This window comes from Dactylosporangium sp. NPDC050688 (assembly GCF_040654515.1).
Lineage (GTDB): Bacteria > Actinomycetota > Actinomycetes > Mycobacteriales > Micromonosporaceae > Dactylosporangium.
The window spans coordinates 103,797-130,004 of the sequence record NZ_JBFAIC010000027.1 but is presented as its reverse complement, the minus strand read 5'-3'; the positions used below and the strand labels follow the sequence as shown (position 1 = coordinate 130,004).

Sequence of the window (26,208 nt, the reverse complement as noted above, 5' to 3'; positions counted from 1 at the left end):
CTCGTCATCCCCATGGGGAATTACGTGAGCGACCAGGGTGAGGAATTACGTGAGCGGCAGACCGCTACAGCTGGGGAATTACGTGAGCGCCGACAACAACGACCGAAACGACATCATCAGTGGCCAGGCGCGCCTGGTCCTGGCCGATGCGGACCTGAATCTCCCGCTGCACGGTGACGGCGTCCGGCCGCGGGGTCGTTTTGCGGAGATCCTTGTAGATCGTCCAGGCCATCGCCGCGATGGAGACGATCAGACCTCCGACGCCGACCGCGTCGGTGAAGGAGTGCGGCGACGGTCCACGCAATGCCGTTTCGACTTCCCGGCGGAGACCGGTGCTCGTCCCGGGTCGCGCCCAAACCGGCCGGCGTCGACCCAGCGGCGCACCGTGTCCGGGCTGACTCCGAGCAGGTCGGCCGCCTCACCGATCCGAAAGACCATCACGGCGGCCACTGTATCGTCCGGCATCTGCAAGCCGGAACCGGACGATCGATCCGCACCTTCGGCTCGACCTAGTACTGGAAAGGCCGCATCTGCATCGTGGAGGAATGGTTGGAGCGTGGACGCGGGACGCCGTGGAGGGTTGACCGGCGAACAGCGGCAGCGGTGGGCGACCGTCCTGGACCACCTCGTCGCCGCGCTCCCGCACCGCGAGGCCCGGGTCGTCGTCGACGGCGCCGACAGCGGCGCCGCGTTCTTCGCCGACCGGCTGCACATCGCGGACCGGCACTGCGTGCGGCTCACCGCCGCCGCCTGCACCGATGACAGCGACGGCGGCGCACCCGCACCCCGACCAGCGTCGTCATCGCCGACGGACCCGGCTGGCGCGACCGGCTCCCCGCCGACACGTGGGACCCGACCGTCTGGGTTCGCACCGCCCGTGCGAGCCACGCCGGCAACGGCGGCTACCGCGGCGAAACGCCGACGCCGTCATCGACCTGCACGACCGCACCTGGCCCGTCATCCGTGACCTCAACCCGTGGCTCGTCCCCGGCGACGTGTGGTACCGCACCGAGTCCCAGGCATTCTTCGCCGCCCGCGCTGCCACCTGGGACACCAAGTTCGGCGACGACCTGCCGGCCTACGCCGCCGCCGCCGAAGCCGCCCTGCCGTCCGGTAGCACCGTCCTGGACCTCGGCTGCGGCACCGGCCGCGCCCTGCGCGACGCGATCGGCCCGACCGGCATGCTCTTCGGCGCCGACCTCACCCGCAGATGCTCGACGCCGCCCGCGACCGCGCCGGCACCTGCGACGCCACCCTCCATGCTCGTCGACGCCCCGGCACTCAGGAGGCCGGCCAGAACTGCAGCAGGTACTGCTCGACGCCGCCGCCACGCCGGTCGAGCTCGGCGCGGCGGGTGACGGGATCCGTCCCCGCGGTCTCCCGGCGCAGAACGGCCGTGAGGTCGCCCGCCTCGGCGCGCCCCCGGTGCGCCAGCCGCACGACGTGCGGCCCCGCGGCGAACGAGACGCCGATGGCGTCGCCGGCCGGCGCGCCCACCCGGATGTCCCCGCTCGGACACTCGATGCGGTATTCGACCGGCGCGGACCAGCCCTGATCGTGCGGGATCTGCGGTGCGTCGCTCCAGACCTCGGCGAACACGTCCACCGGCAGCTGGTCCTGCGCCACCTTGATGACGACGGCCGTGGCCGATGCCGCCGACACCGTGCTGTACGCCGCGGCGACGAGGTCGCTGTCGACGCCGCCGTGACCGACATCGGCCACCGTGATCAGCCCGTAGTCGGGCACGAAGGTTAGTTGCTGGGTCTCGGTCGGTGCTGCTGGCTGTGCATCGCGGTGCATCGCGGCATCTCCGTCGGATCGCTCGGCGGGCCGTGGCCCCGCCGCGACGGTTCGTCAGGGCAGGGCCACGGCGCTGGGGCGTTGTGTCAGGTCACGTCAGGACTTTCACATAGAACGCGTCGCCGTAGGAACCGGACACGGCGGGGTCGCCGGTGTCGATCAGCCGCTGGGCGCCGTAGAAGTTTCCAAGCAGCGTACCGCCGGCGCCGTTCTCGGCACCGTCGATCGGCCTGGCCGAACCGTGCCACTGCCGTGGGTTACCACCGGTCGAGGTCGATGAACCTTCGTAGGTGCTCTGGAAAGGGTACTCGTCGCATTGCAGGCCGCCAGCCGGATACTCCGGTCCCCACACTTCGGTGCAGATGGACACGGCACCGTCATGGTTCTGATCCCGGTAGCTCTTCGGCATGAGCCGGTGCAGCGGGCGGTTGCTCCCCGCGGCTCCCGGCACGCTCTTGCCCACAACGCTGGGGAAGGTGAGTCGCGGCCGTTGCAGCGCATCCAGCACATGGCGTGCCTCGGACCGGTGGTTGCTGCCCTGCCGGGCATCCAGTTCGAGCGTGGGGACGAAGTCCGTGAACACCGCGCCGTGGAACTTGCCGCCGAGGGGCGCACCGGCCGAGTCGAACCGGCTTGCGTTGATCACCGCGGTCGGGTTGCTGTACGGGATCGTGATGCCGTCGCGGTACTCGACGAACAGCGACATCTGGGCCAGCAGGTCGACGGTGTGGTAGGCCCCGGCCCCGACATTGTTCGGGCTCGTGGCGACGATGGTGGCGAACTCGGGGTGGTGGAACCAGTTCTCGATCTTGTCCGACCGGTAGGTGGTGGCGCCGTTGCAGCTCACGTTCAGGGTGTTGCAGCCGGCGAAGTCCAGCGAGACGTAGCCCAGGTCGGCGTTGAGCTGGGAGGCGATGCCGGCATTCTCGAGCCGGATCTCGAAGGTGACCGTCCGGTCGCCGTCGTTGCTTCGGGCGAGCACCCACAGGTCGTACTGGATGAATCCCTTGTACTCGTTGGTCCCGACCGCATACAGGTTGATCTTCTGGTCGAGGCGGTGGCACTGTTCGAAGCGGCTGCGGGCCCACCCGCGGGGCTGTTCCGCTTCGGACTTGTGCTGTTCGCAGTCCTGCCGCAGATCTGCCGCCAGCAGCGGCGCGGGTGCGGCGGCGGCCGAGTTGGCCGCTCGGGCCATCGACGGCCATGCGACGACGGTCAGCAGGGCGGCGAGGAGCGCCGTGATGCGTCTGTTCACCTGATCGTCCTTTCCGTTCCTAGGGGCAGTTGCGGCCGAGGCAGGAGTAGATGAGGGCGCCCGTTCCCGCGTCGTACACGAAGGTGTAGCCGGTGTACTGCCGGGAGCCGGTGTTGCGCAGGCCCGGCACGGTGCCTTCCCCGGTGACAAGGTGGACGGTGCGGCCGGCGGCCGGGCCGAGGTGCCGGGTGAGCGGCTGCGGGAGTCCGTCCGTGCTGACGGTGCGCACCTTCGCGTCGGTCAGCAGGCTGGCCGACCGGTCACCGAGGCGTGCCTTCGTCCGCTGCCCGGCCATGCTCAAGGCCTGCTGCGCCGAGATCCGCTTCGTCCGGCCGCCGACGGCGTCCGGGACGGTCCCCGCGTTGCACGCCAGGCGCTTCGCGACACAGGCCCGCAGCCCCGGGACCGTGGTGAGGCAACCGTAGGGGTCCTTGTCGAGGCACGCCTGCAACGCGGCCTGGTCGACGTCGTTCGCGACCCGGGCGGCCGGGTCGACGGTCCGTGGTGTGCCGGCCGGGCCCGCCGCCCGGGCCGTGGTGGTGTTGCGTTTGTCGACCCGGAAGTAGTCGACCTGGGTGGGGAAGTTCGGCACCTGCACCGTCCCCTGGCTGGTGGTCACGCACCACGGCGGCAGGTTGAGCTCCTCCCACAGCGGGTCGTTCATGTGCGGCAGCGCGCCGCAGGTCTTCGGCTCCGAGCGGCTGGTCTCGCCGAGGTAGGGCTTGCGCCACTGGTCGTTGCCGTCGAGGACCTGGACCCGGTTCTCGAACGGCTGGAGCAGAGTGAAGGTGTTGGGGTAGACGACAGCGGTGGTGGCGTAGATCTGCGTGAGCTGCGCACCCTCCTGCAGCCGGGTGGTGCCGACGGTGTTGAAGTCGTATAGCAGATCCCATTCGCCGTTGCCGTTGCTCAGCACCATGTAGCTGTGCAGCCGGGTGTTCGGCGTGCCGCCGCCGACGCCGGACAGCGCGTGGTACTCCTCGGTGTCCTCGCCCCATTCCAGCCAGTAGGGGAAGTACTCCTCGATGCCCTCGTCCGCGTTGTACGAGCTGTGCAGTCCGTACTCCACGCCATCGACCTGCGTGTCACTGTTCTGTGCGTCGCGGCTGCTCACCTCGAGGAAGTTCTCCACCGTGTTCGGCAGCGAGCCGGCCTCGGGGGTGTAGTCGACCTCGACGTTCTGCCAGGTGCCGAACGCGCCGTACATCGGCTGGACGCCGACATCGACACACAGGCCGGTCAGGATGCGGGCGTTGCTCCACTGATCGCAGACCCAGGAGCTGTACCGGAGCTGCTAGCGCTGATACCAGTCGTCGACGGCCCAGTCGTCGATGCAGTTGCTGACCCGCACCGGCGCGCCGTTGCTCGAACTGCCACCGGACAGGTCGAGACACCGATAGTCCTGCATGCTCTGCAGCATCACGCCGAACCAGGCGCCGCCGTACGGCACGGTCCACATCTGCGCGAGGCTGTTGTCGTCGCACGTGGCGATAGTGACGGCGGCGTTGTTGACGTTCTGCGCCGCCCGGGTCAGGCATTTGCCGCTCTGCACGTTCCGGAAGCGGTAGACGGGTGTCACCTCGATGTCGACGATGTATGAGAGGTCGACGGTCCACCGCTGTCCGGCGACGGCACTCCCGATGCCCGCCTGAAAGCTCTGTGCCGTGACAGCCGCGCCGTTCGCCGTCCCGGCGACCTGCAGCACCCGGCTGTCGGACTCGCGGCCGAGTCCCACGGCGACCGCCTCGGTCTGCTGCGCCCACGCCGGCGTTGCGGCGGTCACGACGGCGAGCAGCGGCGCGACCATGGCGCCGATGGCGACGGCGGCGAGCCGCCGGCGCCATCGGTCACGGCGTTGTCGCTGATTCCTGACGATCAACATTCCTCCCGGACCACTCGATCGGCCGGAGGATCGCGCCGGGGACGCGCGGAGGCGTCCGTGCAGGTCCAACTTGGCGTCTGCCGCCTCCGCAGACCGGCCCGCACAGCCGGTCGGCGAAGCCCCGTGGAGCGATCATCCGCTTGGCTGGAGTCAAACAGGGCGATCACCCCAGCGGAACGCGACCCGCAAGAATATTTAAGATCATGAAATTTTGGCGGAACCTGTTTACAGGCATCGTCCCGTCATGTACCGCGTTGTCCGCGAAAGTACCGGGTTGTCTGACGCAGCCGGCTCGTGGATCATCTGTTTGGACGGGGCAGGAGCGGGTCATGGGTGTCTGGAATGGACGACCGCTGCGGTTGCAGTTCGGCGCCTGTACCGGAGGCGGCGGCCCGACCCCGCCCCCCGCCCACCACGCCGACGGGCACGAAGCCGGTCTCGTCGTGGAAGGCGGAGCCGTTCTCGGTGACGAAGATGGGCAGCCGGTAGTCCTCCCAGAGGCGCACCAGCAGCTGGGTTCAGCAACTGACCGTGCCGGGAGGGCGGGCGACGCGCCGTGCGAACCGAAGGACATAGACCGATGGGTTCCTCTAGGTCGGTGTGGTGCCTACACGCAGATCAGAGGGGGTCGGCCGGCCGATCGGAAGTACGCCGATGACGATTAGGCGCGGGGTCTCGGTTGGCGTCCGCGCCAGGGGCCGAATCCAGACGCTGCCTTGGATGTCGCGATAGCCGCCGCTGTGGTTGCTGTGATCGCCGACGAGCAGAATGCTGAACGGTGGGCCAGTCACGGTGTAGTTGGCTGCCTGAGCCCCCGGTCACCCGCGGAATCATCCGCAAGCATGAACCCGACCCCGCCCGCCGCCCCGGCATCCGCGTCGGCACCTGACTCGGACCCACGGCGCCTGGCCGGCCGGAACTGTCACCTCATAGGCGACGTGAACCCCTCCGCGTCTTACGTATGTGCAACTGGGGCGCCCTGTGGTCTGCGGTTCGGGCAACGCTGCCGTCAAGCCCGGCATCGGGCATGCGACAGCGCGGCAGCATGGCCCCTCCGGGGCAGCACACGGTGCGGCCTTCAGCTGCGGACCGGGCGGGGCGCTGTGGATCGACGGCACGAGGCAAGCCCACACTGCCCGGACTCTGGTGCACGATGTCACGGTGACCGACTCGTCCACCGAGCTCGCCCTGATGCCGGCGATCTCCGCCATGCTCGTACGTGCCGAAAGCGCCCGTGACCAGCTCGCCGCCATCGATGACAACGAGCTGGCAAGGCAAGTTGCGACCTGGCCTGAGACCAGGGCGGTCAACGACGCCGCTGGCACCGCCGCCAGCGCCAACGGATACCTGCAGTACGGCAATGACGAGGCAGGCGGACACTGGGGCCGCCGGCTGACCCGCCAGAATATCCGCTCTCTCGGCGTCCTCGATGTGCTGCGCCGGCCAGAAGTACCTGACCGGTTCGCCGACGATCTGGCCGCCTATCTCGCGGGCCCCCCAATTCCGTCGGAGCGTCTCGTGGTCATCGACGCGGACCTGCCGATCCAGGAATCCCACGAGGTCTGCGGCTGGCAACTCACACAGCCCACCGCCGTCGACCTGGAGGCGGTCACGCCACTGCCGTCGAGCAACCGGTTCGCCGCCGACCCATGGGATCCGGCCCTGCGCCTCGGCGGTTGCTGCGTGCTGCGGCGGGTCAGCGACGACCTCGAAGCGCGAAACCCGTCGATCTGGGGCACGGAAATCCTGCGGAGCCTGTTCGAACCCGAACTCGTGATCCCGGCGTGGGAGCCGCTGTTGCTGATTAACCTCGCGCAGGCCGAGCGGGTGATCGTCGCCGCCGAGTATGTGATCGAGCCGGGCCGGATGGTCGAACGCGTGCGAGGTACCGGTCTGGATCTGGTGCCCGCTACGTCCGACGGCATAGACGAATGGGAGGAGCCAGGCTGGGGTCCCTGCCGGCTCACCGAGGAAGAGGTTGCCGACGTCCTAGCATTCACCGATGTCATGTCTCCGCTGCTACAGCGGTGGCAGACCTGGGAAAGTCTGACCGGGGCCCCGCGTAGGTTCGCGAAGAAGTCTGCTGAGCGTCTGCAGCGCAGCGCCCACCGGTTCCTCGCCCTCGGTCCGCGTCTCGGCACCGACGGCGATGTGCTGTACGAACGCGACCGCGCAGAGATCATCTTCTGGTATACATCAGCCCTCGAAAACCTCATGATCACCGAAAGCCCTGACGGTGACTTCAGCCGGAAGGTGTCCCAGCGGACGGCGATTCTTATCGGTACCGACGACGAAGAGCGCCTCGAGATCCGGCGGGCGATCACGCATGCGTACGGCATCCGGTCGAAGGTGGCCACGGCGACGTGCCACCGGAGACGCACCTCAAGACGCTGCCCAAACAGTTGTACGGCTATCTGAGACGCGCGTTCCGCGACTTAATCATCCTCGGCCCCCTGTTCGAAGTGGCAGAGGTCTGCGACGACGCGTTGATGTCCACCGCGAACCGGCAGCGGTTGATCGCCACACCTGTCGGCAAGGTCGTCAATGTGTTACCGGAGGAGCCGGGCGTACGCACACGGCGCAGGCAGCATGCTCGTCCGCCAACTCGGCACATCGTCGAGACTGACGACCTCGCCGATAGGATCACGTCGACAACGCAGCCGGCTGAGGATAGACATTTCCGCCCTACCGGGGTCGGCTGGACATAACCAGCAGGTCCGAAGAGCTGCTCACCGACTACGCTGCTGCGCGGTGGTAGCACCATCGCGCCTCTGAGCATCGAGCAGAATGTCGCCCTTCGAGGGAGCGGCCCGACCCTCGGGGGCGACATGCTATTTCGGGGGTATCTGGTCAGGAGGAACTGGATCCCCGACGTGATGGACCAGCCAGCCACCCTGTTCCGGCCGGAACAGCAGGGTCACGTACTGGGCCATCATTGCCTGCGGATTCTTCCCACTGACAACGATACCTTCGGGATGTCCGTAGACGTACACGACGTAGGCGACGTCGGGAGCGGGATACCGCGGAACATTGGTAGGTGAGGCACCCGAAAGCAGGTCGCGAACTTGATTGACGTCGAGTCGGCCACGAAACTCCGGCGTGCAGACTGTATCGAGAAGGTCCTCGAGAACCGGGTCATTCTGGATCGCACCGTGAAAGGTGAAGGTTCTCCAAGTCGGGCCATCTCTGGGCAGCAGCTCGAAGGCCATCTCAATTTCGTCCGGGCGTGGTAGTCGCGGCTCTTCGGACGACTCATCAGCGCCGCTCTGTTCAGTCACCAATGAAACGTACTGCATACCCGCTCACACGCCCGGACCGCCAGCCGACAAGCCGACGTGGTGCGTCGGTGCGAGGCCAGGCCGGTTGTGGCCCGCACCGACGCCCCACCGGCGGGCGGGCAGCCGATGGTGGAGGTACTGGCGGCGTCCCGGAAGGCGGTTGACCAGCAACCGCCGCGGTCGCGAGGATGCCATTCGTGGAGAAGCGGCTGCGGTGGTTCGACGAGGGCGCGCCGCTGCTGCGCGCGACCGCTGACCGGCTCGGGTTCGGCGCCGCCCTGCCTGCTGGCGAGGACTGGTACGCCTGCCCGCTGTGCCTGGTCGCCTACCCCCGCGCCGCCGTCGCCGCCGGCGTGCTGACCGAGGAGCACGTCCCGCCGCACGCGCTCGGCGGTCACGGCCTGCTGCTGACCTGCGCCGCCTGCAACAACACCGCCGGCACCGCCCTCGACGCCCACGCCGTGCGCCGCCGCCACCTCGAAGACTTCTTCACCCACCGCACCGCCACCGGACGCACGCTGCCCGTCACCGTCCACGCCGCCGGCATCCCGCTGCGCGGCACGATCCAATGGACCGACGACGGCAGCCTGCAGATCTTCGGAGTGCCCAAGCAGAACCACCCCGGCCAGCAGGCCGCACACGTGCAAACCCTCGACGAGTACGTCGACCGCGCCGACCCGAACCCCGACCTCACCTTCACCATCCAGACCCCGCGGTACAACGCCGACCGCGACCAGCTCTCCTGGGCCCGCGCCGCCTACCTCGCCGCGTTCGCCGCACTCGGCTGGCGCTACATCCTGCACCCCGTCATGGCCCCCTACCGCATCCAGTTCCGCGAACCCGCCACCCCCACGGTGCCGATCCGGGTCTGGCGCGACCGCACCGCAGCCCTCGACCAGCGCCGCATCCTGCTCGTCGAGCAACCCGACGACCTGCGGGCGGTCGCTGTCACCTTCGGCCAGCGCCTCATCCTGCTGCCCGGCATCGACCGGCCGCAGACCAGCCAGCAGCTCCACGACGCGATCACCGCCCGCAGCGCCGGCGGCGAGCCGGCAGCCGACCTGCAGGGCAAGGAGGCGCCCTGGCCCCGCTGGCCCACCTACCTGCTGGACCACCACCCACCCGACCCGCCCAGCTGGTAACGGCGACGCCGCTCCCGGACCGGTCGGTGTCGCCCAGTCGAGTGACCACCTGATCACGCCCGCCTCTCCATGCTGTCCGCAGACGGAAGCGGCGGAAGGCGGCGGTCATGCGGTCGAGCAACGGTGTGATCTTCAAACGGTGCGGGTGTCGCGACGCCAGCCGGCGAAGGCTCGAGCAGTCATGTCCCCGGCTCGGCGAGCGCGGGCACGGCTCCTGGTACTTCCACTGTTCGGCGACCAACCTGCTCGGCCGCCGGGAACGAGCCCGCCGCGGCGGGTACCCGTCGCAGACCGCCGCCCGCCAGGCTCGGGACGAGTTCCTGGCCGGCACCGCTGCCGACCGCACCGCTGCGGGGTGGACGGTCGAGCGGTGGCTGCGGCACTGGCTAGACTCCCGGACCAGTATCCGGCCCACGACGCGGTTCCACTACAGCCGCGACGTCGATACCGTCCTCATCCCCCACCTCGGCCGGTACCGGCTCGCCGACCTCGACGCCCAAGTCCTGCGGACCGTGTTCGCCGCGATCGCCGACACCCGCAACACCAAAGGCCGCCCGCAGTCCGTCTCAGCGATGCATCACCTGCGCACCACCCTGCGCGCCGCCCTCAACCTCGCGGTCAAGGAAGGCGTCCTCGACTGCAACCCGGCCCGGCACATCGAGATCAAGGGCTACCAGCAGCCCCACGCCAAAGTGTGGACCGAAGCCCGCGTCGAATCATGGGAGCTGACCGGGATCCACCCGGCGGTCGCGGTGTGGACCGCCGACCAGCTCGCCGAGTTCCTCGGCAGCGTCAACGACGACCCGCTGTTCGCCTTCTACTGGCTGGCCGGCCTCCGCGGACTACGCCGCGGCGAGCTGTGCGGGCTGCGGTGGAGCGACATCGACCTCGACCGCGCCGTGCTGACCATCGAACGCAACCGCACCACCGCCGGCTACCAGGTCGTCGAAGGCGACCCGAAAACCCCAGCCGGCCGTCGAGCGGTCGCCCTCGACCGGCGCAGCGTGCAGATCCTGCGGGTCCACCGCCGCTACCAGCAGGACCGGCGGGCCGAGGCCGCCGCGAACGGCACATCCTGGACCGACTCCGGCTACGTGTTCACCCGACCCGACGGGCTGCCGATCAACCCGAACTACGCCACCACCCGATTCCGGCTCCTCGTCCGCCGGGCCGGGCTGCCACCGGTCCGGCTGCACGACCTCCGCCACGGCGCCGCATCCCTCGCCCACGAAGCCGGCGCCGACCTGAAAACCTTGCAGGACCTACTCGGGCACTCCAGCATCGTGGTCACCGCCGACACCTACACCAGCGTCCTCCCGCAAATCCAGCGCCGCTGCGCCGACGCCACCGCCCAACTCGTCCTCAACGCCGCCCGCCGCACCCGCAAGAAGATCAAGACCAAGGCCCGCAAGAACCGGCCCGACCGCCCCACCACAGCAGCTCCAGCCCCGGCCAAACCGAAAACAGGTGCTCCAGCCGCGACCAAACGGAAGCCGGCCGGAAAGCCACAGGTCACCAGCCAGCCCAGCCGCGAAACGACCGTCTCCCCGACGGCACCCACATCACACCCACGTGACACCCACCGTCCACAGGGGACGGAAACGACGAAAGGCCCGAACCGCATCACTGCAGTTCAGGCCCTTTCGATCAAGCGCGCCCGAAGGGACTCGAACCCCTAACCTTCTGATCCGTAGGGCCAGATCGGCGTCGACCGGCCGGCGGCTTCGGTGATGGCGTGCGCGTCGATGTCGACGTGGGATTCGGCGAGGTGCATCACGGGCCATTCACAGACCAGCGTGACCGGTCCCGGCGGCGGCAGCGGCCAGACCCAGAACGCCGCCGTGTAGCGGCGGCCGTCGCTGCTGGCGCCGTTCGGAACGAGCAGCGGCCCGCGCACGGGTTCGCCTGACGGCGGGAACCCAGGGCCGCGGAGGTTCGTCATCGCTGCCCCGTCGGCGAAGCGCACGCCCACCCGGAGGAACTCGTCCGGCACGGCCTCGTCCGGGCGGAGCGGATGACGGAAGCCCGGACCGAAGATCCGGCCGCGCCGGTCGTCATCGCGCAGCAGTGCGTTGACCGTGAACTCGAACCCCGTCGAGTACACGGTCAGACCATGAACGGCGATCGCGGCTTCGTCGTTCTGCGCCAGCACATAGCAGTCGCCGATGACGGCAGGGAACTCGCCGTAGGGCTTCGCCCACACCGGAACGGGGACTCGTTCGGGCTCGGGCTTGTCCAACGGTGCACTGTCGAAGAACCCCATACGGCCAGCATGCCACGTGAGCCTCCTAGCCGTTCGCAACCGATTCCGTCACTCGATGTGATGGCTGCTGCAGCCCAGCGCGATCCGGCTGACTCGCAGACCCGTAAGACCTAGTCACGGTCGCGGCGTCCAACCCCGTCAACGACTCCGCCAACGGCTCACGCAGCTGCACCAGGAACTTGCCGGCCTGACAGCCGTAGTAGCGGATCAGCGGCAATACTGACGTCGCGCTCCAGGCCGGCTCAACTAGGGCCGGCGCTGTCGGTGCCACCCCCTTGCGCGCAGCGGCTGACCAGCAGTCGCCCGCCCGGCGCCACGCGTGCACGTCGCCACCACCGCCGACCCACCGACACAGCACCGACGTCGTACGGGTCAATGCGGCGAGACGTGGAGGAGTTCCGGTTGGTGCAGCAGGCCCGCAACGTCCGGCCGATGTGCGTCGAGCAAGGCCCACAGTTGCGGGTATGACACCGCGGCGGCGGCGATCACCGGATCAGTTCGGGACAGCAACGCCAGATGCCTGCAAGCATGGGCTACCACGTCGGCCGCACCGATCTGCGCGGGCGCCGGCGACAACGGACCGCCGCCCGCCGCCAATACCTCCGGGGCGGTGAAGACCAACGCGGTGCCCGGATCCGGGTCCGGGAGCGCCGCGTAGGTGAGCACGATCCGGCCGTTGGCGAACCGCCACGACGTCGAGTGCAACACCCGCCCGGCCACCGTGCCGTCATCGAACCCGGTGAGACGCAGGGCAGCGGCATCGGGGTGTTCCTCGTCGCCGAGCATCCGCTCCGCCACCCGATAGGTGAGCCGACCGCCGTGCATACCGATCAGCAACGTCTCCACGATGACGCCGACACCCGGCAACGCCGGAGCGTCGGATCCCGGCCGCACTGCCGGTGACTGCCGTAGATCCATCTGGCAATAGTGCGGCAACTGCCATAACCTGGCAACAAGCCACGCGGAGAGTCACGGCCGCGTCACAACCCGACGAGGGTGGGTGCCCTAATGCGCCGGACGACACGCCCATGTCCGGACTGCTAGCGATCATGGGGTCAGGCGAGACCGCCCCGACCATGGTCAGCATCCACCGCACCCTGGCCGCCCGGCTCCCCACCGGTGCGTCCGCGGTGCTGCTGGAAACGCCATACGGTTTCCAGGAGAACGTCGCCGACATCTCCTCCCGCGCCTGCCAGTACTTCGACCGCAGCGTCGGCCTGAGCGTCACCACCGCGCCCGGCCTGCGGGGCGCCGATCCCGACGACGCCGAGCACGGCCTCGCGATGCTCCGGACCGCCGACTGGTTGTTCTCCGGGCCCGGCAGCCCCACCTACGCGATGCGGTCATGGTCTGCCACGCCGGTCGGACATGCCCTGCACGACCGCATCCGGCAACGCCACGGCATCACCGTCTTCGCGTCCGCCGCCGCAGCCACCCTCGGCCGCTGGGTCGTCCCGGTGTACGAGATCTACAAGGTCGGCGCACCACCGCACTGGCTCGACGGCCTCAACCTGCTGTACCACCTCGACCTGCACGCCGCGGTGATCCCCCACTACGACAACACCGAGGGCGGCACCCACGACACCCGCTTCTGCTATCTCGGCGAACGCCGCCTGCACCTGATGGAACAGCAACTCCCCGACGACGCGTGCCTCCTGGGCATCGACGAACACACCGCCGCGCTGATCGACCCCGCCACCGACACCGTCCAGGTCGTCGGCCGGGGCACCATGACCGTCCGTCGCCACGGCGCCAGTACCGTGCTCCCCGCCGGGCTCACCCTGACCCTCACCGAACTCCGCGGCCTCGCCCACGGCCACAGCGTCACCATGGTCATCCCGACCCGGACCACCCCCGTCTCGGCGGCGGATACCGCACCGGCGACCGTCACCGAGGTCGCCGCCGACTGCGAACAACGATTCAACGCCGCGCACGCCCGCCGCGACGCCCCGGCCATGACCCAGGCCGTCCTCGACCTGGAAGCCACCATCCATGACTGGAGCACCGACACCGAACAAGACGACGGCGCCGAGCAGGCCCGAGCCGTCCTGCGGACCCTGATCCTGCGACTCGGACACGCCGCCACCACCGGCGTCGCCGACCCTGCCTCTCAACTCCAGCCCCTTGTGCAGCCTTTGCTGGAACTTCGCGATCGACTCCGCGCCAACCACGACTACCCGACCGCCGACGCAGTCCGGGACGCCCTTACCGCAGCCGGCATCGACCTTCGCGACGGCCCCAACGGCGTCCGCTGGTCCACCCGCCTCGATCACCGCTGACCGAACCCTGCCGCCACCGTCGTCCGCTCGTGGTTCCCAGTTCGAACCCGGCGCCGTCGGTGCGGATATCCAACGTCGCATCGGCCGGGCCGCTCCTCTTACAGGCGGTTGGACACGTGGTGGACCAGTTCGCCGTCTACAACACCAAACGGCCAGTAGCGGCTCAGAACCCCAGTCGCCGCCGAACCCACCTATTCAGCGCCCTTCGGCTGGCGTGTGCCAGCAAGGTTGGCGGACCAGCGTTGTTCGACCCGGCCGAGCTTCCAGACGGCGATCGCGGCGGCCCAGGCGATGACGAAGAGGGCGACGATGCCGTAGCCGGCGTAGTCGAGGGGGATGCTCGCGATGGCGGCGACGGGTCCGGTGGTGATGCCGGCCTGGTCGGCGAGGACGCCGATGAGTTCGACGGTGCCGATGATGAGGGCGACGGCGACGGAGATCGAGGTGATGGTGATGTTGTAGAAGACCTTGCGGACGGGTTTGGCGAAGGCCCAGCCGTAGGCGGCGTTCATGAAGACGCCGTCGATGGTGTCCATGAGGCACATGCCGGCGGCGAAGAGGATCGGCAGGACGAGGATCGAGTAGAACGGCAGGTTGAACGCGGCGGCGCCACCGGCCAGGACGAGGAGGCCGACCTCGGTGGCGGTGTCGAAGCCGAGCCCGAGCAGGACCCCGATCGGGTAGATGTGCCACGGCTTGCGGACGGACTTGGTGAGGCCGCCGAGGAACCGGTTCATGAACCCGCGCTTGTTGAGCTGGTCCTCGAGTTGCTGTTCGTCGTAGGCGCCGCTGCGCATCTGCCGGAAGACCTTGATGATGCCGAGCAGGACGACGAGGTTGAGGATGCCGAGGATCCACAGGAAGACGCCGGAGACCGACGCGCCGATGACGCCGGTGATGGAGTGCAGGCTGGAGTCGTCGTTCTCGACCTGACCGGCGAGGGTCTTCACGCCGACGGACAGCAGGAACGCCAGCGCGAACACGATGGTGGAGTGGCCGAGGGAGAACCAGAAACCCACAGAGAGCGGCTTGCGTCCGGTGTTGTCGGCCATGAGCTTGCGGGTGGTGTTGTCGACGGCGGCGATGTGGTCGGCGTCGAAGGCGTGCCGCAGGCCGAAGGTGTAGGCGAGCAGGCCGACGCCGACGGTGAAGACGGGGTGGTCGCCGCCGAGGTGGAAGTGTTTCGGCACCACCAGGCCGAACAGGACACCAAACCCGACGACGTGCAGCAGCAGGATGAACCCGGTCATCCCGGCGAGGGACCGCCAGTCCCCGCGGGTGAGGCTGCGGCGGAACCGGGTGAATCCGGAGGCGTCGACGGACATCTCGGAACTGGCCATGAGGGGGCCTTCTTCCACGCGAGCGATGACGCAAGGACCACGCGAGGGACATGGTCAAGCGCAAGCTACCCCGCTCGATGTACCCCTGCAATCAGATGGCGATAGCAAATCGTTTGCAGGAGGGCACTGTTGCAACCTGTTGGCAAATACCGGAGACTGGCAGTAGATGACCTGCAGGGTGCGGCCAGGGGGAAGCGTCGCCCGGGTAGGTGGTCGTGAACGCCGTGGTCGCGCAGGGTGCGATCAGGCGCGGCGGCGCCCAGCGCGATGGTCCTCAGCCTGAACTGGGCGCCGCCACCTTCGCTGATTGTGCCGCCGATCGGTCCTACGGGATCAGGGGTGTTGCGCAGCGCACTTCCGGCAGCGGCCGAACAGCGCCAGCCCGGCGGTGCCGACCTCGAAGTCGACCTCGTGCTGCACGGCCTTCTGCGCTGCGGTCATGGCCGGTGCGAGGGCGTCCGTGGGGATCTCGGTGTGCGTGCCGCACGTTTCGCAGACGGCGTGGATGTGTGGGCGTTCGTTGAGCCCGTACAGCGCCTCACCCGGCCGCTGCAGCACATGTGCGACGCCGAGCCCGACCAGGAACGCGATGGTCCGGTGGACGGTCGACAGGTTGACTTCGGGGCGGATCGCGGCGATGGCATGGTGGATCGTGCCGATCGACAGGTGCCCGGCCGTGCCGGCGAGGACGTCGATGACCATGACCCGGGCCAGGGTGCGGCGGGCACCGGCGGTGATCATCCGGTGCCAGGCACGGCTCGCGCGGTCGGTCGGTTCGGCGGCTTCCATCGCGGGTCAAACCTAGCGGACACCCCGCCGCAACGTCGGACGCGGCAGGGTGTCCAGCCTGCTGGATACCCAGCCCGCAGGTATCCAGTCTGTGGTGCGTCAGTCCGGCGGACCGGCGAGTGCCCGTTCCAGGAGCAGGTTGAGCTCGCGAACGAGTTCGTCCATGCTCTGCCCGCTCTGCGCGCGGACGAGCCCGAGCGCGACCTCGGCGAGGAGGTAGAACGCGCCGGCCTTCTCGGTCTCGCTGGTGAACGCGCCGAGCAGCGCCTCGGCGCCGGCGAGGTCACCGCGGTGCTTCGCGACGATGACCCCGGCGGCGCGTTGGACGATCTCGGCGCCGCCCGCACGGGCGGCGCCAGTCACACCGAAGGTGCCGCGGTGGCGGCGGTGAAGCGGGCGGTGACGTCGGCCCAGTTGACCAGGCCCCACAGCTGGTCGACGTAGTCCGGGCGGACGTTCTTGTACTGCAGGTAGTAGGCGTGCTCCCAGGCGTCGAAGACGAGCAGCGGCGTGGTGCCCTGCCCGACGTTGCCGTGATGGTCGTACACCTGCTCGATCAGCAGCCGCTTACCCAGGGGTTCCCACGCGAGGACGCCCCAGCCGGAGCCCTGCACGCCCTTGGTGGCGGTGGACAGCTGACCGGAGAAACCCTCGAACGAGCCGAAGTGCTCGTCGATCGCGGCGGCGAGCTCACCGTCGGGGCGGTCACCGCCGTCCGGGGACAGGTTGTTCCAGAAGATCGAGTGCAGGACGTGCCCGGACAGGTTGAACGCCAGGGTCTTCTCCAGCCCGACCAGCGCGGCGAAGTCACCCTTCTCGCGCAGTTCGGCGAGCTGGTCGAGGGCGTCGTTGGAGCCCTTCACATACGCGGCGTGGTGCTTGGAGTGGTGCAGCTCCAGGATCTGTCCGGACATCGCCGGCTCCAGGGCGCCGTAGTCGTAGGGCATGTCGGGCAGCGTGTAGACAGCCATGCGCGATCCTCTCAGGATGATGCCATGAGGTTGCTTCTGCCATCATCTTGCAATAAGAACGGTGGAAGGGTGGACCTGGCAGGTGACAAAGACCCCAGAAGATCGCGTTTCGGCCGCGCTCGCCACGATGCGCGGCCGTGGCGGCAGGACGACCGCACCCCGCCGCGCGGTCCTGGACACCCTGACGAAGGCGACCCACCTGAGTGCATCCGAGATCTCGGCGCGGCTGACCGCGGACGATGTGCAGATCGACCCGTCCACGGTGCACCGGGTACTGTCCGCGCTCGCCGACGCCGGCGTGGTGCACACCGTGCCGGTCAACGGCACCACCACCTACGGCATGGCCGACCAGGCGCACCACCACACGGTCTGCAACCAATGCGGCAAGGTCCGCCAACTGCACCACGACCTGGCGGAAGCGCTCGTCCGGGCGGTCAACGCCGACGGCACGGTCAGCGTCGACGAGGACGGCCGCGCCGGTGGCGTGGTGGTCTACGGCCGGTGCACCGGCGCCTGCCCGACGCCGGCATGACCACCCTCCGGCCGGCCGACCCGGCCGCGCTGCACGCGCGCACCGCGCTGTTGCAGGAGTTGTACCGAGACTGCTTCGCCGGGCCGCCGTGGTCCGAGCCGGAGGAGCAACTCGCCGACTTTCCCGCGCAGCTGCTGCGGCAGACGTCGCACCCGGGCGCCCGCGGACTCCTCGCCCACGACGGTGCTGCGCTGGTCGGCGCGGTCTACGGCTGGCCCGCACCGGCCGCGCTGCCCCGGCAGACCGCGTTCGACCAGGCCGTCGCCGACGCGACGCCACCGCATGCGCGGGCGCTGCTTATGGCGCCGTCGCTGGTCGTCGCCGAGCTGATGGTGGCCACCTCCCACCGGCGCCGCGGGATCGCCGCCCGGCTGCTGTCCGCGTACGTCGTGGACGCCCCGGCGGCGTGGCTGGTCACGCACCGCGACGGCGGCGCACCCACCTTCTACCGGCGGTGCGGCTGGCAGCAGGCGGCAGCGTTCACGGCCGGCGGGGAGCCGATGCTGCTGTTCACCTGGGCGAGGCATTCACCGCCCGCGCGGGCCGTGCAGCAGCGCGCCACGCAGGACGGCTGACGGGTCCGCGGCCAGATCGAGCCGGTCCGGCGCCACACCGGCGCGGACCAGCAGGTCACCGGCGGCGGCGATCATGGCCCCGTTGTCGGTGCACAACCGCGGGCCGGGCACTCGAAGCGTGATACCCGCGGCCGCGCACCGCTGTGCTGTCAGCGCCCGGACCCGGCTGTTGGCGGCGACCCCGCCGACCATGAGCAGCGTGTCGACGCTGTGGTCGCGGCACGCGGCGACGGCCTTGCGGGACAGGGTGTCGGCGACCGCCTCCTGGAACGACGCGGCCACGTCCGGCACCGGCACCGGCCCGTCGTGGCGTTCGACCCACCGGGCCACTGCCGTCTTCAGGCCGGAGAACGAGAACCCGTACCGCGCATCGCCGGGACCGGTGAGCGGGCGCGGGAACCGGATCGCAACCGGGTCGCCGTCGCGGGCGGCACGGTCGATGGCAGGACCGCCCGGGTACGGCAGGCCGAGCAGCCGGACGACCTTGTCGAACGCCTCCCCAGCCGCGTCGTCGACGGTGTCACCGAGGTGGGTGATCGGGTCGCGGGCGAGGTCGCCGAGCAGCAGCAGCGACGTGTGCCCGCCGGAGACGACCAGCGCCACACACGACGGTGGCAGCGGCCCGTGTTCGAGGGTGTCGACGGCGGCGTGCCCGGCGAGGTGATGCACCCCGTACAGCGGCACCCCGAGCGCCAGCGCGTATGCCTTGCCCGCGGCGAGCCCGATCTGCACCGCGGTCGCCAGACCGGGACCGGCGGTCACCGCGACGGCGTCCACGTCGCACAGCGCCACACCGGCCCGGTCCAAGGCGTGCTCGACCATCGGCCGCAACGCCTGCAGGTGGGCGCGGGCAGCGATCTCGGGCACGACACCACCGAACCGGGCGTGTTCGTCCATGCTCGATGCGAGGGCGTCGCCGAGGAGCACACCGTCGCGGACGAGACCGGCGCCGGTGTCGTCGCAGGACGTCTCGATGCCTAGAACCAGCGGCATCGCTCAGACCGTGAGGCCGGCTTCGCGCAGCAGCTGCTCGCGCTGCTCGGCGGGGAGCCGGTCGACGTAGACGGTCCCGTCGAGGTGGTCGGATTCGTGCTGCAGGCAGCGGGCGAAGTAGCCGCTGCCGGTCACCGTGACCGGTGCCCCGGTGACGTCGAACCCGGTCACCGTGGTGAGCGCCGCGCGAGGTACCTCCGCGCGTGGTCCCGGCACGGACAGGCAGCCCTCGGTGTCGGTGATGGTGCCGGCGAGCGCGGACGCGACCTGCAGGACCGGGTTGACGACGTGCCCGACGTGCCGGATGCCGCCGTCGCCGGGGCAGTCGTAGACGAACACCCGCAGGTCCACACCGATCTGATTGGCGGCGAGACCGACGCCTTCCGCAGCGTACATCGAGGCGAACATGTCTCCGACCAGATCAGCCAGGGCCTGGTCGAAGACGGTGACGTCGGCGCAACGGCGGTGCAGGACCGGCTGGCCGTAGAACGTGATCGGTCGGGCGCTGCCCCGGGTGATCGCCATTGTTGCACCCTATATGTAGTTGCAACTAGTTTGCAGATAGGCTCCGATGGGTGCAGACCGTGGAGCTGCGCACCACCACCGCCCCGCGAGCCACCACCTTCCATAAACGACGGGGCTGGGACCGGCTCGGCGCTGCCAGCGGCGTCATCGGCTCTACCAGCCACCCTCGTCACAATCCGGCGACCCATCCGAACGGATCACCGCCTCGAACCCCATCACAGGTGAACCGCCGCAGGAGGCACCGTGAAATCGCACCCCGGACCTGACCGCGGCGACCACCACCACCTGTGGCAACTCCCCGACGGCACCTGCCTGCACGCCCCACCCGGCGACCTGACCATCGACGAGGCCACCGGCCGGCTCTGCTGCCACCTCTGCGGCAACTGGTACGTGTCCCTCGGCTCCCACGTCCACACCGCCGCCACCTACCGCACCACGATGGGCCTCTGCGTCACCGAACCCCTGACCGCAGCCCACCTGTCCCAGGCGATCGCGGACCGCCAGCACCTCGCCTACCAGCGCAACGAGCACGTCCGGGAACGCCTCGCCACCACCGCGGCCATGCTCGCCAGCGGCGAACTCAGCGCCCGGTCCCGCACAGCGCTGCAGGCACCCGACCCGCCACAGCGCGTCGCCCGGCGCCGCGCCGCGCTCCAAGCCGGCCGGAAGACCATCGCCGCCCACCGCCAGCGCGACCTGACCGACCGCCTCACCGCACTCGGCTTCAACACCCTCGACGATTACCTCCGGACCGCCTACACCGACGGCGCCAGCGTCGAGGAACTCGCCCGGACCACCGGCCTCGGCCGGCAACGGCTCCGCACCGCCCTCGACACCGCGGGCGTCCAGATCCGAGCGACCGGCCACAACACCACCGCCGGCAAACGATCCCGGGCCGCGAGCGCCGACGAGGCCGCCGCCCAGCGGGTCGGCACCACAGACCTCCGCGCCTGGCTCCGTGACCGGTACACCGACGACTGGACCCTGACCCGCCTGGCCGCCGCCGTCGGCCACAGCACCCATTGGATCCGCTGGCGCCTCGCCTCCGAATCCCCCGACACACAAACAGGGTGACTCGCCAGGGGATACCGCCATCAGTCCGCGGCCGATGCTGACGGGTCGGCGAACCGTTCGCCGAGATCGGAGCGGCGGTACAGCACGCAACGGCCATGCCGTGCCCGCACCAGCAGTCCGCCCGCGTGCAGCGGCCGAAGGCGCTGGTTGACGGCAGTGGTGATGACACCGAGGCGGGCGGCCAGTTCGGTCGACGACGCGGGTGTCCGAAGCTGGACCAGCAGGCCGGCGCGAGTGATGCCGATGAGATTGACCAGGGCGTCGGGCGCCGGCAGCGCCTGCGACTCCCACAACGTCGCCAGCCCGCCGAACATCATGGCGAGGCCGTGCTGGGCGATTTACCGTCCCCGGTTGGTGACATCACCTTCCAAGAGCGCCCGCATCTGCGCCATTACAGCGCGAAACAGCATCGCCAGTAAAGCGTGAACGCCTCCACGATTCGGCCGACAGGTTGGACGTACGTTCGCGATGCGGCGCCGCCCGGTTGGGGCCGATCGTCGGCGCAACGTTGACGGTGCGACCGCGCACAGCCGACTCCTGGACCTCGACGGCCGTGATGAGCACGACGGTGGCGGGGATGCCGACGGCGTTGGGCACCATCGCCGTGAGGCCGGCGCCGGCGATCCTGAATACAGGAAGCGATGTACTGATGGAGTGTTGAAGTGCGGCCCCGTGTGCTCGCCGGTTGCCGAACGTCCGAACGCGTTCGACACGCATCGCGGTCGCCGGGTCGCTTGGCGGTCAGCAGCGTCTGGCGAGTGCGGCCAATGCGGTGCCGGCGGCGCCGAGGCGGGTCACGGTGACCAGCGCGGCGAGGGCGGTCAGCGTGGTGTGGCCGTCATCGAGGTGGTGCGCCGTTTCGAGGGTGTCGAAGACGGCGGCGCCGATGGTGAAGGCGGCGAGGGCGAGGAGCGACACGATGCCCGGCCGGCGTCAGACGGCGACGGCGAGCAGGAGCCCGACGATGACGGCGACGGCGATGACGGCGGGTGATTCGAGGAGTTCGATGAGGGACTGTCGCCGGCTTCTCCGGTCTCGTCGGTGACGGGTTCGGTCTGTTCGCCGTTGGTGCGGTGTTCCCAGAGGGCGCCGATCGCGAAGAGCGCGGTCGAGCCGGTGAGCAGTAGTGCGCTGAGTGTGGGTGCGCGTTCGGTGGTGGGTGCGCGTTCGGTGACGGTCATGGAGTCCTCGTCCGGGTGCGGGCGGTGTGCGGGTGTCGCCGCCGCCACGGCCGAGGTCTCGTGGGTGGTGGCGGGTTCAGGTGCGTGGGGCGTACATGATGACGGCGACGCCGATGAGGCAGATGACCGCGCCGGCGATGTCGTAGCGGTCGGGTCGGAACTTGTCGAAGGCCATGGCCCAGCCCAGCGATCCGGCGACGAAGACGCCGCCGTAGGCGGCGAGGATGCGGCCGAAGTTGGCATCCGGCTGGAGCGTCGCGACGAAGCCGTAGGCGCCGAGCGCGGCGATGCCGGCGCCGATCCACAGCAGGCCCTTGTGTTCGCGGACGCCTTGCCAGATGAGCCAGGCGCCGCCGATCTCGGCGACCGCGGCGAGCAGGAACAGCAGGATGGATCGGATGATCGTCATGACGTGATGGCAGCACACCGGCGTGCCGCGGCACCGTCGGGGTGCGCCGCCGCGGCACGGGTCCGGTTCAGCAGCCGCATCCTCCGCCACCGCATCCGCAGCTGGCCCCGCCACCGGCTGCGGGGGCGCGGTGGGCGTTGCGGCGCCGGTGCAGCCACCACATGCCCAGCGCGAGCACGACGAGGCCGGCGGCGACCGCGAGGAGCGTCTGTTCGAGGATGGCCGCGCCGGCGCCGGTGAGTACGCCGGCGGCGATGAGCAGCGGGATGGCGCAGCAGGCGGCGCAGGCGAGGGCGGCGAGGGCGCCGGTGACCTTGCTTCGGGTCGGTGGCGTGTTGTCGATGTTCGGCGGGTCGTCGTGGTGGTGCCGGTCCGGGGTGACGGGGGTGAGGGGCAGGCTCATGTGGGGTCTCCGTCTGGGTGTTCGGCGGTGCCGATGGTGAGGAACGGGATCGGGCAGTCGGTGCAGGTGCAGTTGGTGAGGCTGTCGCAGCGGGCGTCGACGACCTCGGTGAGCGCGCCGCGGATGGCGGTGAGGTCGGCGATCCGCGCGTCGATCTCGGCGATCTTGTCGACGGCGCGTTGCCGCAGGTCCGGGGTCGGGTGCCGGCGCCGTCCGGCTTCGAGGAGGTCGGCGACCTCGTCGAGGGTGAACCCGAGCCGTTGCGCGGTCTTGATGACGGTGAGCAGGGCGACGGTGTCGGGTGGGTAGAGCCGGTGCCCGCCGTTGGTGCGGACGGGTTCGGCGAGCAGGCCGCGGCGTTCGTAGTAGCGCAGGGTCTGGATGTTGACGCCGGCCTGTTCGGCGACTTCCCCGGTGCGCAGCCCGGCCCGGTCCGGGGAGAGCATCACGCCGCCCTCGGTGCCGCGCGGGTGCCGTGGAAGGGCAGGCCGGCGTCGGCCCAGTCGGCCTTGCCGCCGTCGTAGACCCGCACGTCTGGGTAGCCGAGCCGGGTGAACGCCGCGGCGGCGACCTTGGACCGGCCGCACGACGGCCCGGAACAGTACGTGACGACGGTCCGTGCCCGGTCCGGGGCGAGGGCAGCAGCGAGGTCGGCGGTGAGTTCGCCGGGCAGGTTCACCGCGCCGGGCAGGTGCTCGGCGTCGTAGTGCGGCTCCGGCAGCGCCTCGACGAGGGTGACGGCGCCGGTCTCGAGGAGGGCACGCAGGTCGTCACGGTTGATCCGCTGCACCGGAAACCTCCATGGTCGGTGCGGGCGGGTCGGGCAGGCCGACGACGGCGGCGAGCATCCCGGCGGCGTCGGCGGGCATGCGGACCTCCAGGCGCAGGCCGGTGTGGTCGATGACGAGGGTGTAGCTGCCGAAGGAGCAGCACCGGTACTCCGCCGCGGCGAGCCGGGCCAGGGTCGCGGCGAGGTCGGCGTCCAGCGGGAACCGCAACGCCACCCCGGTTTCGGTGTCGGCGAGCGGTTCGCGGCCCCGGACGTGGGTGAAGACCTGCTGCCAGACACCGATCCGGTCGTGTGCGTCGCCGCCGTCCGCGGCGAGGTCGCACGCCAACGCCGCCTCGGTGCTGGCCGGGTCGGTCGGGAACCGGTACACGTCCCCGGCAGCGGCGACCGCCGAGGCGCAGGTGCAGGACTCGTCGCACGCACCAGCGTGCGGCGCGGCGGCCAGTGCGGCTGCGGCGGCCTGCAGCCGGGCGGCGTCCTCGGAGAGGGTGACGCCGGCCCGCGTCTCCGTGGCCCATCCGGGTGTGCCGGGGCCGTGCGCGGCGGCGCGTCCGAGCCGCTGCGCCAGGTCGTCCTGGACGGTCCCGAGCCGGGCATCGACGGCATCGCTCAGCCGCCGGTGGGCCTCGTCGCAGCGCCCGGCGTGCCAGGCGGTAGCGAGTCCGGTCAGGTCGTCGCCGCCGATGCCGAGACGCTCCGCCCCGACCAGCAGCCGCACCGTGTCGGCGGTTGCCGACGGGTAGCCGAGACGGCCGCCGTCGCGGCGCGCCGGCGGGAGCAGGCCGACCTCGGCGTAGTGCCGCACCCGCTCGGTGGGGACACCGGCCCGACCGGCCAGGCCCGACAGGTCCAGCAGCATCGTGGTCACGGCGTCGTCCCGGCCGAGACAGCACTCGCCCGCTGCGCCAACGACGCGAGCACGTCGGCATACTGCGCGGGCACCTCGACGTCGAGGGTCAACGTCTCACCGTCGGTGGCCGGCTGCGGGGTGACGGTGAAGGTGAAGAACGAGCAGCACTCGGTCTCTCGGGCGGTCAGGTCACGCACGGTCGCTTCGAGGCCGGCCGAGCCGGTCAGCCGCATCCGGGCGTGGGTCGGTCCGATCGGCTCAACCTGCCGGACGGCGGTAGCGAACAAGTCGTCGAACTCGGCCAGCCGTAGCGGCCGGTCGACGGTCGGCAGCGTGCAGGCGTCGGGCACCACGAACGACATCACAGGCTCCTTGAGCAGGTGTTCCGGCGCCGCAGCGACGCCGTCCACTCGACGGTAAGCCTGTACCCGGGTACCGGATGCAAGCCCAGCGCTCCACCTTGTCGCCGAACTCCGCGGACCCGCCAGTCAGGGGCGTTCCAGGACCTGCCGATTCCACTTCGTCGCGGCGATCTGGACGGCGTCCCATGGGCTGCCCAGTGGCGGTGTGTAGGAGAGGTCGAGATCGGTGATGTCGGCGACGGTGGCGCCGTAGCTGATGGCGGTGGCGTAGGTGTCGACGCGTTTGGCGATCTCGGCGCCGTGGTGACCGAGCAGTTGCGCGCCGAGGAGCCGGCCGGTGCTCCGATCACCGGTGACCCGGATCTGGATCGGGGTGGCACCGGGGTAGTACGCCTTGTGGTCGTCGGCGGTGCTGGCGATGGTGACCGGGTCGAACCCGGCGTCGCGGGCGGTGCGGTCACGCAGGCCGGTGCCGGCGGCGACGAGGTCGAAGACCTTGACCGCCTGGGTGCCGAGCGATCCGGCGAACACGGCGTCGCCGCCGAGGGCGTTGGCGCCGGCGACGCGGCCCTGCTTGTGGGCGGTGCTGCCCAAGGGCAGGTACACGTTGCGGTCGAGAAGCCGGTGGTAGGTGTGCACACAGTCGCCGGCGGCGTAGATGTCGGGCAGGTTGGTCCGCATCGTCCGGTCGACCGCGATCGCGCCACGCACACCGAGGGTGGCGCCGGCGTCGGCGGCGAGTCGCACGTCGGGTCGTACACCGGTGACGACGAGGACGACGTCGCCGTGGTGCTCTCCGGTGTCGGTGCCGACCGTCAGGCCGCCATCGGCGGCGCTGATGGCGTGGACCTTGGTGCCGTGGTGCACGGTGACGCCGCGCTCGCGGAGGTGTTCGGCGAGTGGGTGGGCGAGTTCGGGGCCGATGGTGGGCATGACCTGGTCGAGCTGTTCCAGGAGGGTGACGTGCAGGCCGCGGGTGGTGAGGGCCTCGGCCATCTCCAGGCCGATGTATCCGGCGCCGACGATGACCGCGCTGGTGGCGTGGCGCTGCTCGATGGAGCGGAGCAGGGCGAAGGTGTCGCCCATCGTGTGCAGCACGTGCACCCCGTCGCCGGCACCGAGCTGGTCCAGTCCTTCGATCGGTGGACGGGCTGGGACAGCGCCGGTGCCGATGACGAGCCGGTCGTAGTCGAACGTCGCCGGGGCGCCGTCGGGCGTGGTCGCGGTGACGGTGTGCGCGTCGGGGTCGATCGTCACAGCGCGGTGGCCGAGCCGCAGCTGCAGGCCGGCGGTTTCGAGGTCGGTGGTGGTGCGGTGGGCGAGGTTGTGCCAGTCGAGGACGTCGCCAAAGACGTGGTACGGGATGCCACAGATGCTGTAGTTCGGATAGGTGTCGGCGACGAAGAGGGTGACGTCGGCGGTGGGGTCGAGCTCACGGGCGCGGAGGCCGGCGCTGATCCCGGCGTCGCTGCCGCCGATGACGAGCAGGCGCATGAACAACCATCCAGTGGTGTA

At 70.0% G+C, this 26,208-nt stretch carries 31 protein-coding genes and 1 pseudogene; 8 read left to right on the top strand and 24 right to left on the bottom strand.

Annotated features, from left to right (window positions below; translation table 11 throughout):
- Nucleotides 1-64 precede the first annotated feature (64 nt).
- Both AB0H83_RS25365 and AB0H83_RS25360 read right to left on the bottom strand, forming a co-directional pair.
- Nucleotides 65-232, bottom strand: a complete 168-nt coding sequence (locus AB0H83_RS25365; protein WP_360098516.1) for a hypothetical protein — start codon at nt 230-232, stop codon at nt 65-67.
- 100 nt (nt 233-332) lie between these two features.
- A pseudogene (locus AB0H83_RS25360) lies at nt 333-441 on the bottom strand (excisionase family DNA-binding protein); the annotation flags it as partial.
- 404 nt (nt 442-845) lie between these two features.
- Here AB0H83_RS25360 and AB0H83_RS25355 point away from each other — a divergent pair.
- The gene (locus tag AB0H83_RS25355; RefSeq protein ID WP_360098502.1) at nt 846-1,358 is read left to right on the top strand and encodes a hypothetical protein; all 513 of its coding nucleotides are present in this window, start codon (nt 846-848) and stop codon (nt 1,356-1,358) included.
- Here AB0H83_RS25355 and AB0H83_RS25350 read toward each other — a convergent pair.
- The 4 genes from AB0H83_RS25350 to AB0H83_RS25335 all read right to left on the bottom strand — a co-directional run bounded on the left by AB0H83_RS25350 (nt 1,282) and on the right by AB0H83_RS25335 (nt 4,934).
- On the bottom strand, nt 1,282-1,800 hold the full coding sequence (locus AB0H83_RS25350) for a hypothetical protein (protein ID WP_360098500.1): 519 nt from the start codon (nt 1,798-1,800) through the stop codon (nt 1,282-1,284). The two genes, AB0H83_RS25355 and AB0H83_RS25350, sit on opposite strands and share 77 nt — an antisense overlap.
- Before the next feature lie 91 nt (nt 1,801-1,891).
- On the bottom strand, nt 1,892-2,995 hold the full coding sequence (locus AB0H83_RS25345) for a hypothetical protein (protein ID WP_360098498.1): 1,104 nt from the start codon (nt 2,993-2,995) through the stop codon (nt 1,892-1,894).
- A gap of 79 nt (nt 2,996-3,074) precedes the next feature.
- On the bottom strand, nt 3,075-4,262 hold the full coding sequence (locus AB0H83_RS25340; RefSeq protein ID WP_360098496.1) for a hypothetical protein: 1,188 nt from the start codon (nt 4,260-4,262) through the stop codon (nt 3,075-3,077).
- 87 nt (nt 4,263-4,349) lie between these two features.
- On the bottom strand, nt 4,350-4,934 hold the full coding sequence (locus AB0H83_RS25335; RefSeq protein WP_360098494.1) for an RICIN domain-containing protein: 585 nt from the start codon (nt 4,932-4,934) through the stop codon (nt 4,350-4,352).
- A gap of 1,164 nt (nt 4,935-6,098) precedes the next feature.
- Here AB0H83_RS25335 and AB0H83_RS25330 point away from each other — a divergent pair.
- Nucleotides 6,099-7,355: a hypothetical protein gene (locus AB0H83_RS25330; RefSeq protein ID WP_360098492.1), complete on the top strand. Its 1,257-nt coding sequence runs from the start codon at nt 6,099-6,101 to the stop codon at nt 7,353-7,355.
- Between the two features lie 413 nt (nt 7,356-7,768).
- Here AB0H83_RS25330 and AB0H83_RS25325 read toward each other — a convergent pair whose 3' ends face one another.
- Nucleotides 7,769-8,215 carry a hypothetical protein gene (locus AB0H83_RS25325; protein WP_360098490.1) on the bottom strand — a complete coding sequence of 149 codons (447 nt, stop codon included), beginning with the start codon at nt 8,213-8,215 and terminating at the stop codon, nt 7,769-7,771.
- Nucleotides 8,216-8,412: 197 nt separating this feature from the next.
- On the opposite strand from AB0H83_RS25325, the gene AB0H83_RS25320 reads away from it, so the two are divergent.
- Both AB0H83_RS25320 and AB0H83_RS25315 read left to right on the top strand, forming a co-directional pair.
- The gene (locus AB0H83_RS25320; protein ID WP_360098488.1) at nt 8,413-9,357 is read left to right on the top strand and encodes a hypothetical protein; all 945 of its coding nucleotides are present in this window, start codon (nt 8,413-8,415) and stop codon (nt 9,355-9,357) included.
- Between the two features lie 107 nt (nt 9,358-9,464).
- Nucleotides 9,465-11,036 carry a tyrosine-type recombinase/integrase gene (locus AB0H83_RS25315; RefSeq protein ID WP_360098486.1) on the top strand — a complete coding sequence of 524 codons (1,572 nt, stop codon included), beginning with the start codon at nt 9,465-9,467 and terminating at the stop codon, nt 11,034-11,036.
- Here AB0H83_RS25315 and AB0H83_RS25310 read toward each other — a convergent pair.
- Together AB0H83_RS25310 and AB0H83_RS25305 are read right to left on the bottom strand one after the other, a co-directional pair.
- Nucleotides 11,033-11,620: a hypothetical protein gene (locus AB0H83_RS25310; protein ID WP_360098484.1), complete on the bottom strand. Its 588-nt coding sequence runs from the start codon at nt 11,618-11,620 to the stop codon at nt 11,033-11,035. The two genes, AB0H83_RS25315 and AB0H83_RS25310, sit on opposite strands and share 4 nt — an antisense overlap.
- Before the next feature lie 372 nt (nt 11,621-11,992).
- Nucleotides 11,993-12,538: a hypothetical protein gene (locus AB0H83_RS25305; protein WP_360098482.1), complete on the bottom strand. Its 546-nt coding sequence runs from the start codon at nt 12,536-12,538 to the stop codon at nt 11,993-11,995.
- Nucleotides 12,539-12,648: 110 nt separating this feature from the next.
- Between AB0H83_RS25305 and AB0H83_RS25300 the strand changes: the two genes are divergently transcribed.
- Nucleotides 12,649-13,899: a hypothetical protein gene (locus AB0H83_RS25300; RefSeq protein ID WP_360098480.1), complete on the top strand. Its 1,251-nt coding sequence runs from the start codon at nt 12,649-12,651 to the stop codon at nt 13,897-13,899.
- Nucleotides 13,900-14,090: 191 nt separating this feature from the next.
- On the opposite strand, the gene AB0H83_RS25295 is transcribed toward AB0H83_RS25300, so the two are convergent.
- From AB0H83_RS25295 to AB0H83_RS25280, 4 genes are all read right to left on the bottom strand, one after another.
- The gene (locus tag AB0H83_RS25295) at nt 14,091-15,239 is read right to left on the bottom strand and encodes a HoxN/HupN/NixA family nickel/cobalt transporter (protein WP_360098478.1); all 1,149 of its coding nucleotides are present in this window, start codon (nt 15,237-15,239) and stop codon (nt 14,091-14,093) included.
- A 333-nt stretch (nt 15,240-15,572) separates the two neighbouring features.
- Nucleotides 15,573-16,028, bottom strand: coding sequence for a transcriptional repressor (locus AB0H83_RS25290; protein ID WP_360098476.1), 456 nt, complete (start codon nt 16,026-16,028; stop codon nt 15,573-15,575).
- A gap of 99 nt (nt 16,029-16,127) precedes the next feature.
- Nucleotides 16,128-16,391, bottom strand: coding sequence for a superoxide dismutase (locus AB0H83_RS25285; protein ID WP_360098474.1), 264 nt, complete (start codon nt 16,389-16,391; stop codon nt 16,128-16,130).
- A complete protein-coding gene (locus tag AB0H83_RS25280) occupies nt 16,388-16,999 on the bottom strand; it encodes a superoxide dismutase (RefSeq protein WP_360098472.1) in 612 nt (203 codons plus the stop codon). The genes AB0H83_RS25285 and AB0H83_RS25280 overlap by 4 nt, the downstream gene beginning before the upstream one ends.
- Nucleotides 17,000-17,081: 82 nt before the next feature.
- Here AB0H83_RS25280 and AB0H83_RS25275 point away from each other — a divergent pair, with 82 nt between their 5' ends.
- Both AB0H83_RS25275 and AB0H83_RS25270 read left to right on the top strand, forming a co-directional pair.
- Nucleotides 17,082-17,531: a Fur family transcriptional regulator gene (locus AB0H83_RS25275; protein ID WP_360098470.1), complete on the top strand. Its 450-nt coding sequence runs from the start codon at nt 17,082-17,084 to the stop codon at nt 17,529-17,531.
- Nucleotides 17,528-18,106: a GNAT family N-acetyltransferase gene (locus AB0H83_RS25270; RefSeq protein ID WP_360098468.1), complete on the top strand. Its 579-nt coding sequence runs from the start codon at nt 17,528-17,530 to the stop codon at nt 18,104-18,106. The genes AB0H83_RS25275 and AB0H83_RS25270 overlap by 4 nt, the downstream gene beginning before the upstream one ends.
- Here the strand turns inward: AB0H83_RS25270 and tsaD are convergent.
- Complete coding sequence (gene tsaD / locus AB0H83_RS25265; protein WP_360098466.1) at nt 18,059-19,099, bottom strand: tRNA (adenosine(37)-N6)-threonylcarbamoyltransferase complex transferase subunit TsaD; 1,041 nt, start codon at nt 19,097-19,099, stop codon at nt 18,059-18,061. The two genes, AB0H83_RS25270 and tsaD, sit on opposite strands and share 48 nt — an antisense overlap.
- A 3-nt stretch (nt 19,100-19,102) precedes the next feature.
- Complete coding sequence (gene def / locus AB0H83_RS25260) at nt 19,103-19,624, bottom strand: peptide deformylase (protein WP_360098464.1); 522 nt, start codon at nt 19,622-19,624, stop codon at nt 19,103-19,105.
- 243 nt (nt 19,625-19,867) lie between these two features.
- Here def and AB0H83_RS25255 point away from each other — a divergent pair, with 243 nt between their 5' ends.
- Complete coding sequence (locus AB0H83_RS25255; RefSeq protein ID WP_360098462.1) at nt 19,868-20,698, top strand: hypothetical protein; 831 nt, start codon at nt 19,868-19,870, stop codon at nt 20,696-20,698.
- 20 nt (nt 20,699-20,718) lie between these two features.
- Here the strand turns inward: AB0H83_RS25255 and AB0H83_RS25250 are convergent, their stop codons facing one another.
- The 9 genes from AB0H83_RS25250 to AB0H83_RS25210 all read right to left on the bottom strand — a co-directional run bounded on the left by AB0H83_RS25250 (nt 20,719) and on the right by AB0H83_RS25210 (nt 26,187).
- The gene (locus AB0H83_RS25250; RefSeq protein WP_360098460.1) at nt 20,719-21,015 is read right to left on the bottom strand and encodes a hypothetical protein; all 297 of its coding nucleotides are present in this window, start codon (nt 21,013-21,015) and stop codon (nt 20,719-20,721) included.
- Between the two features lie 424 nt (nt 21,016-21,439).
- Nucleotides 21,440-21,616: a hypothetical protein gene (locus tag AB0H83_RS25245; protein WP_360098458.1), complete on the bottom strand. Its 177-nt coding sequence runs from the start codon at nt 21,614-21,616 to the stop codon at nt 21,440-21,442.
- Between the two features lie 339 nt (nt 21,617-21,955).
- Entirely contained in the window at nt 21,956-22,288 is a 333-nt protein-coding gene (locus AB0H83_RS25240; RefSeq protein WP_360098456.1) for a YnfA family protein, read from the bottom strand.
- 67 nt (nt 22,289-22,355) lie between these two features.
- Complete coding sequence (locus AB0H83_RS25235) at nt 22,356-22,691, bottom strand: hypothetical protein (protein WP_360098454.1); 336 nt, start codon at nt 22,689-22,691, stop codon at nt 22,356-22,358.
- The gene (locus tag AB0H83_RS25230) at nt 22,688-23,137 is read right to left on the bottom strand and encodes a MerR family transcriptional regulator (protein WP_360098514.1); all 450 of its coding nucleotides are present in this window, start codon (nt 23,135-23,137) and stop codon (nt 22,688-22,690) included. Before AB0H83_RS25230 ends, AB0H83_RS25235 begins: the two co-directional genes overlap by 4 nt.
- Nucleotides 23,137-23,481: a rhodanese-like domain-containing protein gene (locus tag AB0H83_RS25225; RefSeq protein WP_360098453.1), complete on the bottom strand. Its 345-nt coding sequence runs from the start codon at nt 23,479-23,481 to the stop codon at nt 23,137-23,139. Before AB0H83_RS25225 ends, AB0H83_RS25230 begins: the two co-directional genes overlap by 1 nt.
- Nucleotides 23,462-24,340, bottom strand: coding sequence for a MerR family transcriptional regulator (locus AB0H83_RS25220; RefSeq protein WP_360098512.1), 879 nt, complete (start codon nt 24,338-24,340; stop codon nt 23,462-23,464). The genes AB0H83_RS25225 and AB0H83_RS25220 overlap by 20 nt, the downstream gene beginning before the upstream one ends.
- A 5-nt stretch (nt 24,341-24,345) precedes the next feature.
- The gene (locus tag AB0H83_RS25215; protein ID WP_360098451.1) at nt 24,346-24,693 is read right to left on the bottom strand and encodes a hypothetical protein; all 348 of its coding nucleotides are present in this window, start codon (nt 24,691-24,693) and stop codon (nt 24,346-24,348) included.
- Nucleotides 24,694-24,819: 126 nt separating this feature from the next.
- Nucleotides 24,820-26,187, bottom strand: a complete 1,368-nt coding sequence (locus AB0H83_RS25210) for an FAD-dependent oxidoreductase (RefSeq protein ID WP_360098449.1) — start codon at nt 26,185-26,187, stop codon at nt 24,820-24,822.
- Nucleotides 26,188-26,208: the final 21 nt, after the last annotated feature.